Consider the following 17,309-nt stretch of genomic DNA (forward strand, 5'->3'; position numbering starts at 1 on the left):
ACCCGTCCGCCGCTAACTTCATAAGAGCAAGCTCTTAATCGGTTCGCTCGACTTGCATGTATTAGGCACGCCGCCAGCGTTCATCCTGAGCCAGGATCAAACTCTCCAATAAAGTTTGTCTAGCATCATAAATAAAAATTGACGTTTCACGTTGTTTGTTTCGTTCAGTTTTCAAAGAACTTGTCCATCGCCGATTGGCGACTCCCTTATGTTAGCACCTTCGTTTTTCGATGTCAACCAAGTTTTTTAATTTCTTTCTTCGCTTCCTGCGTTTCTCGCATCAGCGACGTTTATTAATATACCATCCTCATTTTAAAATCACAAGTGTTTTTTTAAAATAATATAAAAAAGTTTTTCGTTTCATAATTCCACCTATTTATTTCATATTAAATAGAATTTCTTCTCCCTCACTTCAAAAACGCTAAAATACCCAATCAACTCTCTAGCTCTTACTTACAAAATCTCATTCCTTCTCTACGTAAGAGTAAATTTAGAATCTTTTTACATTTAATCAATGAAAAATATCCAGATTTTGTTATATAGTAACAAAGTAGACTAAAAAACAAATTAAACGGAGGAATTACTTTTATGGATAGGTTAACAAAATTCTCATTAAAAAACCGAGCCGCTATCATCATCATGGTTTTTCTCATTTCTGTACTCGGCATTTATTCTGGTTCGAAATTACCAATGGAGTTTCTACCTAGTGTCGACAACCCCGCAATAACTGTCACTACAATGTCTCAAGGTTTAGATGCTGAAACATTAACAAAAGAAGTAACCGAACCTCTCGAAAAACAATTTCGAAACTTAGAACACGTCGATACAATCACTTCTTCTACTCATGAAGGGTTATCACGTATCGATATCGCGTATACATCTAAAGCTAACATGAAAGATGCCGCGCGCGAGGTCGAAAAAATTACCAACAACGTAAATTTCCCAAAAGAAATTACAAAGCCCGTCGTTAGTCAACTTAATACCTCTATGATTCCACTTGCACAAATTACCGTTCAAAAACAGAATGGTTTTACAAAAGCAGACGAAAAACAGATTGAAGAAGAAATCATTCCACAACTTGAAAATATCGACGGCGTTGCTAACGTTATGTATTATGGCAAATCAACATCCGAGCTATCTATTATATTAGACCCAGAACAAATGAAACAGAAAAACGTGACACCTCAGCAAGTATTGACTGCTTTACAAGGCAAAGAAACTTCCACTCCAGCTGGGCAGGTCACTGTAAATAACGAAAATCACAACCTTCGTATCATTGGAAATGTAAAAAATGTAGATGAAGTGAAGAACATAGCACTTGGAAATCAAGTAAAATTACAAGATATAGCGCAAGTAGAAGCAAAACAACATCATGACACTGTTACACATGTAAACGGCGAAGAGGGAACTGGATTAGTTATTATGAAAGAACCTAGCAAAAACGCTGTTGAAATCGGGAAAGAAATCGATAAAAAAATTAAAAATATAAGTAAAGAATATAAAGATACTTACACAATTAAGTTGCTATCCTCTACTCACGAACAAGTCGAAAACGCTGTTATAAGTATGGGGAAAGAAGTAATCTTAGGAGCAATCGCTACAACATTTATCATTTTAATCTTTTTACGTAGTATTCGAACAACGCTTATCGCTGTTGTTAGCATCCCGTTATCCATTTTACTAACGCTATTTTTACTAGATCAATCTAATATTACATTAAATATTTTAACTCTTGGGGGATTAGCAGTTGCTGTTGGACGTCTCGTTGACGATAGTATTGTTGTCATTGAAAATATCTTCCGTCGTTTGCAAAAGGACACCTTTTCAAAAGACGTCATTCTAGATGCAACAAAAGAGGTAGCAGTCGCCATTACCTCTTCGACATTAACAACAGTCGCTGTCTTTTTACCTATCGGTCTTGTATCAGGTACAATCGGTGAACTTATGTTACCTATGGTACTAGCAGTTGTATACTCTATACTTTCGTCATTAGTTATTGCACTAACAGTTGTTCCACTTATGGCATTTTTATTACTCAAAAAGACAAAACAACGAAGTCCAAAGCCTTCAAGAAAATATATAACTACTTTAAAATGGGCACTTTCGCATAAGTTTATTATTTTATTCTCTTCTTTCTTATTATTTGCTGGGTCAATCGCCGCTTATATATTGCTACCAAAAGCAAATATCAAATCAGAAGACGACACGATGCTTTCAATTAATATGACATTCCCAACAAATTACGATCTTGAGTCTAGAAAGCAAAAAGCCTTTGATTTTGAAAAAAAATTACTTTCTAACAGTGATATAACGGATGTTATGTTACGAATGGGTTCTAGTGCCGAAGATGCACAGTTTGGATTTACAACTAAAAATAACCTTGCAACTATTTTTGTCACCTTTAAAAAAGGATCAGATATTGATCAATATATCAAAACATTAAAAAAAGAGCATACAGACTTTAAACCAGCCGAATTTGAATATACTAAAACAAGCTTTTCTAATTTTGGCGGGGGCAACAGCTTACAATTTAACGTAACAGCAAATAACGATGAAAATTTAAAAAAAGCTGCCGATGTCGTTGAAACAAAACTAAAAAGTATCAACAGTCTTTCTAAAGTAAAAACAAATATGGAAGAGTCAAAAAAAGAGTGGCAAATTCATATCGATCAAACGAAAGCAGAACAAGTTGGATTAACATCAGAAACAGCAGGACAACAAGTTTCATTTCTTATGAAGAAATCACCTATTGGACAAATTACAATTAATGATGAAAAAACAACTATTATGCTAGAAAATAAGAAAGACAATATAAATAAAAAAGATGATATCCTTAACACAAATATTCTATCTCCTATAAATGGACTGATTCCTTTAAAAGAAATTGCAACCATTTCAGAAAAACAATTACAAACAGAGATTTTCCATAAAGATGGGAAAGAAACCATTCAAATAACTGCTGAAGCAACAAATGAAGATTTAAGTAAATTAACTACAGAAGTGAACAAAGCGATCTCAGAATTAGACCTACCAAGCGGCGCGAAAGTTAAAGTTGCTGGTGCAACTGAATCTATGCAAGAAAACTTCACCGATTTATTCAAAATCATGGGTATCGCAATTGGGATTGTCTACTTAATTATGGTTATCACTTTTGGGCAAGCACGCGCTCCATTTGCAATTTTATTCTCCTTACCACTAGCTGCTGTTGGCGGTATTTTAGGGTTAATCATTTCAAGAACACCAGTCGACTTAAATGCACTAATTGGCGCATTAATGCTCATTGGCATTGTCGTTACAAATGCCATCGTACTAATCGAACGTGTTCAACAAAATAAAGAACATGGTATGACGACGCGGGAAGCTTTACTAGAAGCAGGTTCTACAAGACTACGACCAATTATCATGACCGCTATTACAACAATAGTAGCCATGTTACCATTATTATTCAGCCAATCACAAGCCGGCAGTATGGTATCTAAAAGTTTAGCAGTTGTTGTAATTGGTGGTTTAGCAGTTTCAACTGTACTTACACTAGTTGTTGTCCCTGTTATGTATGAATTGTTAGATAAATTCGGTAAAAAACGAAGCTCACGTAGAAAAATAGACTCTTCTATAGATACACCAAAAGCCTAACATCCAAAAACGTTATCTTCTGTTCTGAAGATAACGTTTTTTATTTCTACTATGAATATACAATTATAATTCCATGATTACTCATTCATATAAGTCATCACTTCATCTATATATTCTTCTAACATTTGTCCAGAATCTACAACAAAATATGTAAAACCAGACGGTCGTTTACTACCATCTAACCACTTTTTAAACACTTCTTCAGATTCCACTTTCTCAATTTGACTTATCATTCGTTTTCGCTTCTTTAACCTATTATTAATTTCTTCTATATCATTAAGGTAACATTCAACATATTTGTATTTCACATTATACTTCTGCAACACCTTTATTCCTTTTTCTAACATTTCTATATAGAGACACGGGCTATCTAGTATTACATTATGCCCCTGGGATAAAGTGAAACTTTAATCAGCGGGGGTTTTCTTCATCCCCCACTGATTATTAGCCCTCACCAATCGGGCCGTTACGGGCAGTAATACTCCCACCTAACTTCTTTGCTTCGCCGAACTTTGAGGTGGGAGTATTACTGCCCCTAAAGTAGCGGGATAAATGAAAATCTATTAAGGCCCATTCGATTTCGTACGAAATTCCACCAGCGGCCATCGTTTCAATCTGACGAGTTTCCAACGACTCTAGTAAGGCCGTTTTCACAATATCATGATCAATCACAATTGCACCTGTATTTTGGGCTATACGTCTAGCAAGAGTTGATTTTCCTGAACCCGGAAAACCTGACATTTGAAGAAAAAACATAAACAACACCTTCCCTATTTATATTACAGTATTTATTTATATCGTTAAATATACAATTTCTTTTCCTTATACTCCTCCTATAGATGAAATTACTTGATCCATCTTGCATATTAAAACCACAAAAAAGCCCTCTGTTTTTACAAACAGAGAGCTTCCCGTTTATTAAGGGTACAAGCATTTAAGCTGCCTTTGCTTTCGTTGTTTTACGAGATTTCTTAGATCCTGTAAAACGTTTATGAAGTACAGATGCAGTAAAACGAGCAATGATATTAAAGAGTAAAACCATAATAATTAATACCGCTGCTGATTTTGTTGCAATTAACTTCGCATCCGGAATAATCCCTTCAGAGTTCAATTTCCAAATATGAACCGCTAATGTTTCAGCTGGTCGAAATGGATTTAATGGATGTGCAGGACTTGAAAAGTCAGCTGCCGAATTTAAGATTGGTGATGTTAATCCCGCTGTATAAATCAATGCCGCTGCCTCACCAAATATACGACCCGCAGCTAAAATAACTCCCGTAATAATTTGCGGCAATGCTGTTGGGATAATAATTCGCACAATCGTTTGCCACTTTGTTGCACCAAGTCCAAGACTTGCTTCTTTTACATTAGACGGAACTTCTGTAATGGCACTTTCACAAACACGTGTTAGACCAGGTAAATTCAAAATCGTTAAAGCGAGTGCACCACCCATTACCGTATAGCCCCAGCCTGTCATGGTAACAAATACCAACAAACCGAATAGACCAACAACGATAGAAGGCAATGACGCCATCGTTTCAATACATAAACGAACAAAACCTAAAAAACGTCCTTGCTTCGCATATTCCGCAAGATAAATCCCTGCCCCTAATCCAAGTGGGATGGAAATAATCAGGGTGATAACAAGCATATAGAAAGAGTTGAATAATTGCGGACCAATTCCACCCCCAGCCCTTGTATTGCTTGGTTCTCCGAACAAGAAACTTGGATCCCAAAATCCCCATCCCTTTTGCAAAATTTCGTATACTAAGAAAACAAGTAAAGCTACAACAAACGCAGCAACTGCATATAAAATACCCGTCCAAATATTATTTACTTTTCTTGCATTCATCGTTATCGTTCACCTCTTTGGCCAATTGCTCGAATTACTAAAATAAATAGGAATGAAATAACAAGTAGAATCATCGCCAATGTCCATAAAGCGTTATTCCATGCAGTTCCATTTAGCGTATTCGTCATATCCATTGTTAAAATACCCGTTAATGTCGCCGTCGGGCTATATATTCCTTCAGGCAATTTAACAGTGTTTCCTATTACCATTTGAACCGCTAACGCTTCACCGAAAGCACGAGCTAACCCTAGAACGATTCCTGTTAAAATACCTTTTTTTGCAGCCGGAACAATAACACGGCTAATCGCTTGCCATTTCGTCGAACCTAAACCATAAGAGGCTTCCAAGTAATCAAATGGAACTGAACGTATTGCATCGGAAGCAATACTAGCAATAGTAGGTAAAATCATAATACTTAGTACAACAATACCAGCAATTAAACTAAAACCAACACCACCGAATGAATCACGTAAAAGCGGAACTAAAATTGTAACCCCTAATAAACCGTATACTACGGAAGGAATTCCAACTAATAATTCTAAAACAGGCTTTAGCACTTTATTCCCAAACTTTGGTGAAATTAAATTCATAAATATCGCAAGGGCAAGTGCGATTGGCGCGCTAATAACGACTGCACCTAATGACACAAGCGTTGAACCCACAATAAAGATAACTGCACCAAATGATCCTTTATCAGCATTCGGATTCCATTTTGTTGACGTCAATACCTCAGAAAATGAAATACCACTTTGCGTAAAAGATTGAATTCCTTTTCCGCAAATAAATGCAATAATCGCTAATGTAACAAGAACAATAAATATACCGCAAAACGTAACAAGTGTTCTTCCGATATATTCACTTTTTACATAATTAATTTGTTTTTTCCCCTTCATCACAGGACATAACCCCACTTTATAGATTGAAATGAACAAGACTGGCCTCGCAGCCAGCCCCGTTGAATGTTTACTTATTCAGTTTAGACATTGGGATATAACCCATATCTTCAACTTGTTTTTCGAAGTCCTTACCTTTTACATAATCGATATAATCTTTTGTAGCTTCTTTTGCTTCCCCTTTTGTTACCATATACTCATAAGACCAGAATGGATACTTACCAGAAGAAATATTTTCAACTTTCGGCTCTGCACCATCAATCTTCACAGTTTGTAATGCACCTTTTTTATCGCCCACCATATAAGACATTGCAAGATAACTAATAGAGCCAGGAGTAGAGTTAATCGCTTGTTCTACTGCACCGTTAGAATCTTGTGTTGTACCTGTTCCATCGTTAATCTTCGCATCTTTCATAATTGTTTTTTCAAATGTAGCACGTGTACCAGAAGATGCCGGACGGTTGATTACGTTAATTTTCTCATCTTTACCGCCTAATTCTTTCCAGTTTGTAACTTTTCCAGTGAAGATATCTTGTACTTGTTTCACAGTTAAATTATCAACCTTCACATCTTTATTTACAACAAGCGCAAATGCAATACCTGCCACTTTGTTATCTACTAATTCTTTCGCTTTTTCTGGATCTTTTATTTTATCTGCAGATGGAACATCAGAGTTGCCGATTTGAACCGCACCGGAAGCCACTTGGTTAATCCCTGTTCCACTACCGCCACCTTGAACTTGAATAGAAACGTTTGGATTTTTTTCCATGAATTTTTTACCCGCTTCTTCAGCAAGAGGTTGAAGAGCTGTAGAACCAGCTGCTGCAATTGTACCTGACGATTCTTGTTTTGCATTGTTACTACCGTTAGCAGTTTCTTTACTACCTGTGCTTTCTGATTTTCCGCATCCAACTAAAGCACCTGCAACCACTAATGCCGCTAACGAAAATTTAATACCTTTTTTCATAACCATGTCTTGTACCCCCATTTGGATTATCGCTTTTTCATATTCATCTACTTCTTTCGAACACAAATTCATTGTAGGACAATAATATTGTGTTAGTGTTAAGCAATTTTTAATTTTAAGTAAATAGAGGTAACATGCCTCAAAACCTATATATTTCAACTTTTTGCGTTTAAAAAACCAAAAGAATCCACACGAATTATCCCATATTGTAAATTTACTTTTAATAATGTAAATTTAACGTAAATAAAACCTTATTTTTCACTATCGATGTTAAAACTACCTTTACAAATCCCCTCATTTTTTGAACTTTATAGATGTTACTCCGCATTGATCCCACATAATTTTAGTAATATTTTTCTGTACAATAAAATAAATTGGAACAATTCTAAAAATAATTGAATATTTTTAAAGTACAAATTGACAACATCATCCAATGTAGTCTACTATATTAGTAGCAAAAAGTTTCCCTCAGCAAACTTTTTAAATCAAGACTAAAAATATAGAGAAGAGGTAACTTTTATGGTATCGGCTAATCTCAAACCCCTTTCAAATTTTCAAACAGGGCAGTTTGTACAAATCGAGAAGATACAATTAGAAGGAACTATGAAACGTCGTTTATTAGATTTAGGTTTTATTCCTGGTGCTACCATTAAAGTATTGCAAAAAAGCCCGCTTGGGGATCCAACTGCATATCAAGTAAGCAATACAACCATTGCACTGCGTAGTGAAGAAAGTTCCCTCATTTTCGGGAAGTTAATAGGAGATGATTCAAAATGAAAAAACATCGCATTGCGCTAGCAGGAAACCCTAACACCGGTAAAAGTACATTATTTAATACATTAACAGGATTAAAACAGCATACTGGAAACTGGACTGGAAAAACAGTATTAAAAGCAGAAGGTGAATATGAACATAACGGAAGTATATATACTCTCATTGACTTACCAGGAACGTACTCCCTGTATTCAAATTCTGCAGATGAAGAAGTAGCACGTGATTATATCATTTTTGAAAAACCAGAAGTAACTGTCGTTGTTGTGGATGCAACTGCAATGGAAAGAAATTTAAACTTAGCTTTGCAAGTTATGGAAATGACAAAAGACGTTGTAGTTTGTATTAACTTAATAGATGAGGCTGAAAAAAAAGGAATTATCATCGATGAGAAAAAATTAGCAAAGTCACTCGGAGTTCCTGTCGTTAAAGTCTCTGCTCGGAACCGAGTTGGAATTGACCATTTACTAAGTGTAATCGCCAAAGTAGCCAATAAAAAACTAATTCCTACGCCAGTTCAAATTACTTATAATGAACAAATTGAAAATATGATTCAGGAGTTAGAACCAGAGATTTATAAAGTGTTCGGAGATACTTATCCAGCACGCTGGGTGGCACTCCGCATATTAGATGGAGATAAAAATTTTCTAGCAGCACTCCAAAAGCATCATAAGGAACCGCTTGTAAGGGAGGTCGTAATAAATGGAATCTCACTCAGCCAATAAAGCTCTTCCATTAGATTATATTGTTCAACATGCACAGACACTTACAAAAGAGGATATACGCGATGATATTGTAGGTGATATTTATCGAACTTCCGCAAGTATATGTAAGGAAGCTGTTCAGTACACAAATACTGATAAGTTATACCGTTCAGAGAAACTAGATAAAATTTTCACTTCTCCTATATTCGGATTCCCAATCATGCTCGGAATTTTATCGGTTATTTTTTATCTTACAATTGCAGGGGCTAACGTGCCTTCTGATATGATTGCTGAGTTTTTCGGGTGGGCAGAAGGTCATTTAACCGCTTGGTTTCAAGCGATGAACGCACCATCATGGTTACATGGCATCTTAATTCTTGGCCTATTCCGTGGTACTGGCGCTGTAATTAGCGTTATGTTACCACCTATGGCTATTTTCTTCCCTATGTTTGCTTTATTAGAAAACTACGGATACTTACCACGTGTTGCTTTTAACATGGATCGTTTATTCAAACGTTCTGGCGCTCACGGAAAACAATCATTAACAATGGCAATGGGATTTGGTTGTAACGCCGCTGCCATTATGTCAACTCGTATTATTGAATCACCACGCGAGCGTATGCTAGCGATTTTAACAAATAACTTCGTTCCTTGTAATGGACGCTGGCCTACATTAATATTAATGGCATCACTATTTATGGCTGCCGGCTATACTGGTAGTATGCAAACACTTGTTACAGCAGGTGTTGTAGTCGGAATGGTTGTAATTGGGGTTATTGTCACCTTAACAGTATCTTGGGTATTATCAAAAACTGCTTTAAAGGGTGTCCCAACTCACTATACGTTAGAATTACCACCATACCGTAAGCCGAAAATTTGGAACACAATTGTGCGTTCCACACTCGATAAGTCAATATATGTTTTAAAACGTGCAGTAATTGTAGCTGCACCTGCGGCTGTATTTACTTGGATATTAGCAAATATTTATATAGGCGACACAAGCCTACTTATGTATTTTGTAAATTTCTTAGATCCATTCGCTAAATTACTAGGCCTTGACGGATTCATTCTAGCTGCATTTATCCTTGGATTACCCGCTAATGAAATTGTCATTCCAATTTTATTAATGTCTTATTTATCAACTGGCGCTTTAACAGAAATAGATGATTTAAACCAAATTAAAAACTTGTTCTTAGAGCATGGCTGGACTTGGTTAACTGCATTAAACACAATGCTGTTCTCACTTCTTCATTTCCCATGTGGAACCACACTAGTTAACATATATAAAGAAACAAAAAGCCCGAAATGGACATTTCTAGCATTTGCAATCCCTACCGTTATCGCCATTGTTGTTACATTCCTAACAGCACAATTGGTACATTGGTTAGGGCTTGTATAAAAGTGAAACTTCCATCAATACAGCTTTTACTACCCGAAAATAGTGGGATGAATAAAAAGGAAACCTATCTACGGGTTTCCTTTTTCATCTTCATTTGGATTTTCCCACGGCTGTGCACCATATTTTTTTATTTTTTTATTCAAAAAATAAACAGCATATGGGATAATCCCCATCAAAATCGTATTTATAATCGTAAACATAGAAGGCATTTTCATATTATTACTATCACTCCTATTTACATTTAAAGATACGGAAAATATCAATAGAAGATACTCAACTCCACATTACTGACCACCTTCTGGCACCAAAGAACCTGAATGTTCTACCACCGGATGAACCCGAACAACGATGTCACTCTTAGTAAAATAGTTCTTTCCGTGATCCCAATTTTTTTCTATCTTCTTCCATTCTTTATAATTATGCCGCTTATAATACTCTCCTAACTCAAGAACATCCGTTTTAAAATCTTTTTGCATTTTTTTTATCGTTCTCATCGCTGTATTTTCCATCTCTTTAGAGATGTATGTATTCATTTTCTTTTCATTCCACATCGTTCCACTCCCACCTAAATACGCCTCTGCTAGTACACCTTCAGGATAAATATCAACTGTAAACTTCGGATGACGAGGGTTTGTAAAGGAAGCATGTATCTTTCGACTTAGTTTGTGAATTTCATACGTGATTGTTTTTTTTTCTTTTCGAATGGTCATAAAACCAGTCGCTTTCTTTCCAATTATATAGTTTAATCCTTGCGTATCTTTCCCTGTTAATAGGCCAATCAATTTATTATTAACCCCTTTAAATACAGCAGCTCCTTCCATTTTCACACCTTGTTTTGTTAATTGTAAAACCGGAAGTACAAAGCTTCTCTTAGCAATCATCATTTCTTGTAAATCACCAAGACGAACTGCCTCTAACATAAACGCATTAACATCTGCATGATCTGCTAATAAATCAATATATTTTGCTGGTAATTTTTCTGGTTTCGAGCTTTGCTGCAGAATTTTTTCAGCTCGATCTTTAGAGATAAAAATTCTAATATTCCTCCTCATTTCATGATCACGAAAAAAGATATCTGAAGTTTGTTCTAACAGATTTTGTTGCTTTAATAAATCTTTTGAAAAAACTATAACTTGGATATGGGGAAAAAATAAAGACCGACTAATTTTTTTTGATATCTCGCGAACTTGCGCAAAAATACTATCAGCGGTTGCACTAATATTGATATAATTATCCTCAGCTCCACCTCCACCTTTTCCTCCCTGTTGCGCTAACGCACTCGGTAAGACAAGTTGATATGTTCCTTTCATACGAGGTGGTTTCTTTGATTCACTTTCTTCCTCTTCTTTTACAACATCAAAAGCTGCTCCTGCAACAAAACCTCTCTCTTCAATCTCTTTCCGTTCTGAGCAGCCAGTCATACATATAACCAAAACAATACAACAAATATATTTATGGAGATGTTTCACTACTTTTGCCCCCCTTTATTTTATAAACAATAAAAACGAGAATAGGGACAATAATAACGCACGCCATATCTACCCAAGCTAAATAGGTACCATACTGAGTTAACTTCGTAACATTTTCAGGAAGCATGTTAAACAGATAAATAATTGGTGCACTTACAAAAATAAATGTTTTCTTTTTAATAGAAGGAAACATTGAACAAAACCCTATTATAGCAATATCATAATACATAGCCGTTGTGTTAAAAATTGTAATAATCCAAGTCGTAAAGAAAATAGCATCAAAACGTTCTAAAAATCCCCCACCGATTTCAATCTCCTTCCCTAATTCAATAACAGGATACGTCAAGCTCTTTGTCGTAGAATAAGAAAAAACAGTAATACAAGTAAGATACATGAGGATATATAATAAATTCGTAATCATCACTCCCTTTGCAGCAGCTAAAGGCGCTTTGTCTCTTTGCTTCACAATTGTGGAATAAAATAAAACGATTTCAAATCCAATGAATGTAAATATCGATTCCTTCATCCCAAGAGCATACTGGCTCCATTTTGTCTGAAAGAGCGGCAACAAATTATGAGTATCCATTAAATTTATATTTAATAACGACAAAGCAAAAATGGCACTCGCTACAATTGGCAAAAATAACAAATTAAGCCGAAGTAACGCTGCTCTAGAACCACTTACTCCATAGATAACAACAAGTAAGTAAAAAAAAGATAGAAGTTCAATAGGCGTTTTACCGAATAAATATGTTTGTGAAATAATTGAAATTGCTCGCGCCTGATACGCAGTAATTCCAGTGAATGTTAATATCATAATACTTGTTACGCAAAAAGCCACTGGCTTCGATAAGTATGTACTTGTATATTGAAAAAACGTTTGTTTTGGAAATAAATTTGCTATTTTTGTAATAACCCAAGCAAAAAAGGCACAAATCAATCCACCAAGCAATAATATAATCCAGCCGTCTGTAAAAAGCGTCTTTTCCGCAATCACCCGGGGCATCGAAAGCGCTCCTGTACCAATAATGACTGAAGATACTGCAAATGTTAACTCCCGAGATCCAATTTCTTCATCTCCGTATTCAAACGGTTTCAATTTATTTTCTCTCCTTTGAACGTAATGTTTTATCTTGCGTTTGCAAATAATCTGGTCTCGTCTTTAACATTGCCCTAGGCAACAATACCACTTCATCTTTCCAATCTTTATAAAAAGCAGGAGCGAGTGGCGTAGAATATGGGATTCCAACACTTTTTAAATTCGTAATATGTATTGCTAATGCAATTAGTGCTAAAGTAATCCCATATAGTCCAAACATAGTAGCTGCTAAAATAAATGCAAACAACAAAAACCTGAATGTAATCGTTATACTATACACAGGCAAGGAAAAGGTAGCAATAGCCGTGACAGCAATCACAATAACCATAAAAGGATTAACAATCCCAGCACTTACTGCTGCTTCTCCGATAACAAGCCCCCCTACAATCCCAACGGTTTGTCCAATTTGCTTAGGTAAACGAAGCCCCGCTTCTCGAATTAACTCCATCGTTAATGTCATAATAATGGTTTCAATATAAGCAGGAAATGGCACCCCTTCTCTTGCTCCAGCGATTGAATATGCAAGATTAGATGGAATAAGTCCTTGATGATAGGAAACAAGCGCAACATATACCGCTGGAAGTAAGATTGCCATAAGTCCAGCCATGATACGAAGCCCTCTTAGCAAGCTGCCAATAATCCATCTTTCGTAATGATCTTCTGGCGATTGAAAAATATCGACAAGTACCATAGGTGCAATAACTGCAAACGGAGACCCATCGACTAAAAGAACCGCCTTCCCTTTCGCTAAAGAAGCTATCGCTCTATCTGGTCTTTCTGTATTTAAAAATTGTGGAAAAGGTGACATGTTATTATCCTCAAGTAGCTGCTCGATTTTTCCAGAGTCTAATATCATATCTGTTTCAATTGATTGTAATCGTCGTTTTAATTCTGCTACAATGTACGGGTTAATGATGTCTTCAATATAAATTAATGTAACTTCTTTTTGAGAACGTTTTCCCATAATATAAGATTGAAATCGAAGTTTCGGATCACGTAAGTCACGTCGAATTAACATTTTATTTGTTGCAATATCCTCGGTGAATCCTACTTTCGGACCTCGAATGATGTTTTCTGTAATCGGTGGTTCTAAACTTCGCCGTTCCCACGCCCGACTATTAATCACTAATGCATTAGGTATTCCATCAATTAAAACAATGGTATCTCCCACTAGAACAGAATTAATAATATCCGGGAATTTCTTTACTATATTTACTTCACCTATAGAAATAAATCCGTCTAATAACGTTTGCATAATTGATGCCTTATTTGGAATATCTTCTTGTTGCAGTGGACGGATAATAAATCGATAAACTAAATCTTTATCCGAAAGCCCGCATAGAAAAATAACCGCACATCGCGTAGAGGAAGAAGAAAGTGCAAACTCTCGTACTGTTAAATCATTTGGAGACTGTAACGTGTCTCGAATAGATTTTGTAATTGCAGATACGTTCGCCTCTAAACTCGTCATCTTCCTCACCTAACTTTCCTCTCAAGATATTACCGTTATATTTCTCCATCTAGGGAAAATGTATGCAATGAAAAAAGCTACCTCCCTAAAGAAAGATAACTTTTTTACTGTATACCATTCCTATTTCTCCAACACAGTAGAATTGCGCGTCACTTCAATATTTCTAGTCACAATGCTCACTACAAACATGACAATAATATTTACCACTAACGCCACAATACCCACGTTTAAATCCTTAATATATTGTGGAAAGGATGGAAACATACTAGATATAGTCGAACCAGACAATGTAATATAAGCAACTACTATTAAACCAACTCCCATTCCAGCAATGGCGCCTTGCTTTGTTACAAATTGACGATGAAACAAACTACAAACTAGTGCAGGAAAAAGCTGTGTAACAATGCTATATCCCATAAGAAGAAGTGCACCGATTGTTTCCCCGCCTTTAAATGTAAAGAACACAGCAACAAGTGTTACAACAGGAACAAATAGTTTTGCAGCCCTTGCTACCTGCTGATCTGATACAGACGGCGTTAGAACCTGATAAATATTTTTTGCAAGTAGCGTCGAAGCCGCCATTACGAGCATAGACCCTGGCACCAAGGCCGTTAATAATCCTGCACTACCGATAATACCAATAAACCACGGATCAAAAGTTTGAATAGCAAGGCGGAATAACGATAGATCTGCATCCGCTCCTTGTAATCCTGGCACTTGTAAAATAGCAGCGAAGCCAGCAAAAAATACAAAGAGTAATACTAAAGAGTACAAAGGCATAATCGCCGCATTTTTCCGAAAAACTTTTTCACTTTTGGCCGAAAAAGCTGAAGCAAATGTATGTGGCCACATATAAAACCCTAGTGCTGTTAATATAATTGTAGAAACAAACCAAGAAATACTCATTCCCTGCTCAGGTAGAGCTAAAAACCCTGGCTTCGCCGCTTCTACAGCCTCGAACATCGGCTGAAATCCTCCGTAATAATGATACGGTAAATATATTCCTAAAAACATAACGATAAATAAAATCATAATGTCCTTTAAAGCAGCTGTCCAAGCAGAGCCGTGTATACCAGAAATCATTACATATATTGTAATTGTAATCGCACCGATCCACACTGCAAAAACTGGTGATACTTTTCCATACGAAGCTTCAGAAACAATAATTCCAAGCCCCTTTAGTTGCAGTACAAGATACGGAATAATTGAAACGACACCGATAATCGATACGATAATCCCAAGTGCCTGACTATTATATTTTTTTGTAAAGAAATCCGGTTGTGAAATAAGCCCATGCTGTTTTGCATACTTCCAAACCGGCGGCAATAAAAAGTAAGATAAAATATAAGCTAGTGCCCCATATCCTAAAATATAAAATGTAGGAGCACCTTTGCTATACGCCCAGCCACTACCTCCTAAAAATGTAAACGTCGTGTAGATCTCTCCGGCCATAAGCAAAAAGACGAAAATCGTTCCGAACCCTCTGCCTCCAACAGACCATTGTTCTAAGTTCATATCTTTCCCGCGCTGTGCCCGAATTCCTAAAAATAAAGACAAACATAAAAACAAAGTAATAATAATAAGTGCTATCATTCCGCTTCCCCCTTATTAGCAGGGTCTAACCAATATAGAAATCCCATACAAAAAGATGTAATAAATACAGAGAGTAAAATCCAAAACAATAAAAATGGCATCCCAAGTACATAAGGAGTAACTGAATTTGTAAACACTGGTCCAACAACTAAACAAAGAACTGGAATAAGTGCTAATACGTGTATTTTTTTCATCTCATTCTCCTTTTCTCATAAAATTCAAAACAGATGAAACAAAAACTTCAACCCCAATTGGCAATGCATCTTCGTCAATTGTAAAACGAGGATGGTGATGCGGGTATACAATCCCTTTTTCTTTATTTCCAGCACCAATGAAGAAAAATGTACCTGGCGCTTCTTGTAAAAAGGCTGAAAAATCTTCTCCCGCCATCGTCGGCTGTAACCGTATGACTCGTTCCCTTCCGTAAATTTCTAGCGCTGCATTTTCGACAAGTTGTGTAACTTGTTCATCATTTACAACTGGACGATAGCCGTACTCATATGAAAATTTATAATTTGCGCCATAAGATTCTGTAATATGTTTAACAAGTTTTTCAATTCGCTGCGCAGTTTGTTCTCGTAACTCATGCTTTAAACTTCTTACCGTACCTTCAATCTTCGCTTGCTCTGGAATTACATTATGTGTTGTTCCGGCATGAAATTGCGTTACAGATAGAACGAGAGAATCTAACGGATTCGTAAGACGTGATACGATTTGCTGAAGCTGCGTAACTACCTGCGTACCAATAGCAATGCTATCGACTGTTTCATGCGGAATACCGGCATGTCCGCCCTTTCCTTCTATTGTAATTCTAAACACATCAGGCGCTGCCATCGCTGGACCATAAATGACACCAACCTTCCCCACTTCTAAAGACGCCCAAAGGTGTGCTCCAATAATATAGTCCACATTTTCCATCACGCCTGCTGCAACCATTTCCTGTGCACCACCTGGAAAATTTTCTTCAGCATGTTGAAATAGAAAACGAATTTCCCCTTTAATTTTTTCTCTTTGCTCTACTAGCGCATATACAGTACCAAGGAGCATCGCAATGTGACCATCATGCCCACATGCATGCATCACTCCCGGATGTGTAGAAACAAATTCAAACTGATTTTCTTCTTGGATGGGAAGCGCATCCATATCTGCACGGATTGCAATCACTTTCCCGGGATGTGTACCAATTAATCTTGCCATGATGCTATACTTTGTCGGTCGTGAGAGTTCTAGATGAGGAATTTTTTGAAGTATGTCGTATATATACTGAGATGTTTTTTCTTCTTGAAAAGATAACTCCGGATACCTGTGAAAATGCCTTCTCCATTCTATTAATTGTTCTTTAGAAAGAACAATATCTTTTACTTCATCCATTTATCCTCTTCCTTTCTTCACCAAGTTAAATGTTATTATAACTTGAATCCTCATTAAAATAAATAATATTCTGAATATTATTTATTT

14 protein-coding genes, 1 rRNA gene and 1 pseudogene are annotated in these 17,309 nt (G+C 36.3%); 4 read left to right on the top strand and 12 right to left on the bottom strand.

Annotated features, from left to right (window positions below):
- A 16S ribosomal RNA gene (locus AC1M36_RS19445) occupies positions 1-112 on the bottom strand; the annotation flags it as partial.
- Between the two features lie 476 nt (positions 113-588).
- On the opposite strand from AC1M36_RS19445, the gene AC1M36_RS19450 reads away from it, so the two are divergent.
- Complete coding sequence (locus tag AC1M36_RS19450) at positions 589-3,633, top strand: efflux RND transporter permease subunit (RefSeq protein ID WP_479846115.1); 3,045 nt, start codon at positions 589-591, stop codon at positions 3,631-3,633.
- A gap of 77 nt (positions 3,634-3,710) precedes the next feature.
- Here the strand turns inward: AC1M36_RS19450 and AC1M36_RS19455 are convergent.
- The 4 genes and pseudogenes from AC1M36_RS19455 to AC1M36_RS19470 form a co-directional block, all read right to left on the bottom strand.
- Positions 3,711-4,389: pseudogene (locus tag AC1M36_RS19455) on the bottom strand (P-loop nucleotide/nucleoside kinase family protein).
- 178 nt (positions 4,390-4,567) lie between these two features.
- Positions 4,568-5,485, bottom strand: coding sequence for a phosphate ABC transporter permease PstA (pstA, locus tag AC1M36_RS19460; RefSeq protein WP_336453030.1), 918 nt, complete (start codon positions 5,483-5,485; stop codon positions 4,568-4,570).
- A 2-nt stretch (positions 5,486-5,487) separates the two neighbouring features.
- The gene (pstC, locus tag AC1M36_RS19465; RefSeq protein WP_336453035.1) at positions 5,488-6,378 is read right to left on the bottom strand and encodes a phosphate ABC transporter permease subunit PstC; all 891 of its coding nucleotides are present in this window, start codon (positions 6,376-6,378) and stop codon (positions 5,488-5,490) included.
- A gap of 70 nt (positions 6,379-6,448) precedes the next feature.
- Positions 6,449-7,351 (bottom strand): phosphate ABC transporter substrate-binding protein PstS family protein, encoded by a 903-nt coding sequence (locus tag AC1M36_RS19470; RefSeq protein ID WP_336453029.1) that lies wholly within the window; start codon positions 7,349-7,351, stop codon positions 6,449-6,451.
- A 513-nt stretch (positions 7,352-7,864) separates the two neighbouring features.
- Between AC1M36_RS19470 and AC1M36_RS19475 the strand changes: the two genes are divergently transcribed.
- From AC1M36_RS19475 to AC1M36_RS19485, 3 genes are read left to right on the top strand one after another with little or no spacing between them, the layout of a single operon-like run.
- Complete coding sequence (locus AC1M36_RS19475) at positions 7,865-8,122, top strand: FeoA family protein (protein ID WP_336453028.1); 258 nt, start codon at positions 7,865-7,867, stop codon at positions 8,120-8,122.
- Positions 8,119-8,841, top strand: coding sequence for a FeoB small GTPase domain-containing protein (locus AC1M36_RS19480; RefSeq protein WP_336453027.1), 723 nt, complete (start codon positions 8,119-8,121; stop codon positions 8,839-8,841). Before AC1M36_RS19475 ends, AC1M36_RS19480 begins: the two co-directional genes overlap by 4 nt.
- Positions 8,819-10,219 (top strand): nucleoside recognition domain-containing protein, encoded by a 1,401-nt coding sequence (locus AC1M36_RS19485; protein ID WP_336453026.1) that lies wholly within the window; start codon positions 8,819-8,821, stop codon positions 10,217-10,219. Before AC1M36_RS19480 ends, AC1M36_RS19485 begins: the two co-directional genes overlap by 23 nt.
- A 68-nt stretch (positions 10,220-10,287) precedes the next feature.
- On the opposite strand, the gene AC1M36_RS19490 is transcribed toward AC1M36_RS19485, so the two are convergent.
- From AC1M36_RS19490 to AC1M36_RS19520, 7 genes are all read right to left on the bottom strand, one after another.
- The gene (locus tag AC1M36_RS19490; protein ID WP_174100232.1) at positions 10,288-10,434 is read right to left on the bottom strand and encodes a hypothetical protein; all 147 of its coding nucleotides are present in this window, start codon (positions 10,432-10,434) and stop codon (positions 10,288-10,290) included.
- 69 nt (positions 10,435-10,503) lie between these two features.
- On the bottom strand, positions 10,504-11,688 hold the full coding sequence (locus tag AC1M36_RS19495; RefSeq protein ID WP_479846116.1) for a Ger(x)C family spore germination protein: 1,185 nt from the start codon (positions 11,686-11,688) through the stop codon (positions 10,504-10,506).
- The gene (locus AC1M36_RS19500) at positions 11,672-12,787 is read right to left on the bottom strand and encodes a GerAB/ArcD/ProY family transporter (RefSeq protein WP_336453024.1); all 1,116 of its coding nucleotides are present in this window, start codon (positions 12,785-12,787) and stop codon (positions 11,672-11,674) included. Before AC1M36_RS19500 ends, AC1M36_RS19495 begins: the two co-directional genes overlap by 17 nt.
- Before the next feature lies 1 nt (position 12,788).
- Positions 12,789-14,258: a spore germination protein gene (locus tag AC1M36_RS19505; protein ID WP_336453034.1), complete on the bottom strand. Its 1,470-nt coding sequence runs from the start codon at positions 14,256-14,258 to the stop codon at positions 12,789-12,791.
- 120 nt (positions 14,259-14,378) lie between these two features.
- Positions 14,379-15,851 carry a sodium:solute symporter family protein gene (locus AC1M36_RS19510; RefSeq protein ID WP_479846117.1) on the bottom strand — a complete coding sequence of 491 codons (1,473 nt, stop codon included), beginning with the start codon at positions 15,849-15,851 and terminating at the stop codon, positions 14,379-14,381.
- On the bottom strand, positions 15,848-16,045 hold the full coding sequence (locus tag AC1M36_RS19515; RefSeq protein ID WP_336453022.1) for a DUF3311 domain-containing protein: 198 nt from the start codon (positions 16,043-16,045) through the stop codon (positions 15,848-15,850). The genes AC1M36_RS19510 and AC1M36_RS19515 overlap by 4 nt, the downstream gene beginning before the upstream one ends.
- A 1-nt stretch (position 16,046) precedes the next feature.
- Positions 16,047-17,222, bottom strand: a complete 1,176-nt coding sequence (locus tag AC1M36_RS19520) for a M20 family metallopeptidase (protein ID WP_336453021.1) — start codon at positions 17,220-17,222, stop codon at positions 16,047-16,049.
- Positions 17,223-17,309: the final 87 nt, after the last annotated feature.

The sequence above is a fragment of the Bacillus sp. Medicinal_06 genome, assembly GCF_056711665.1.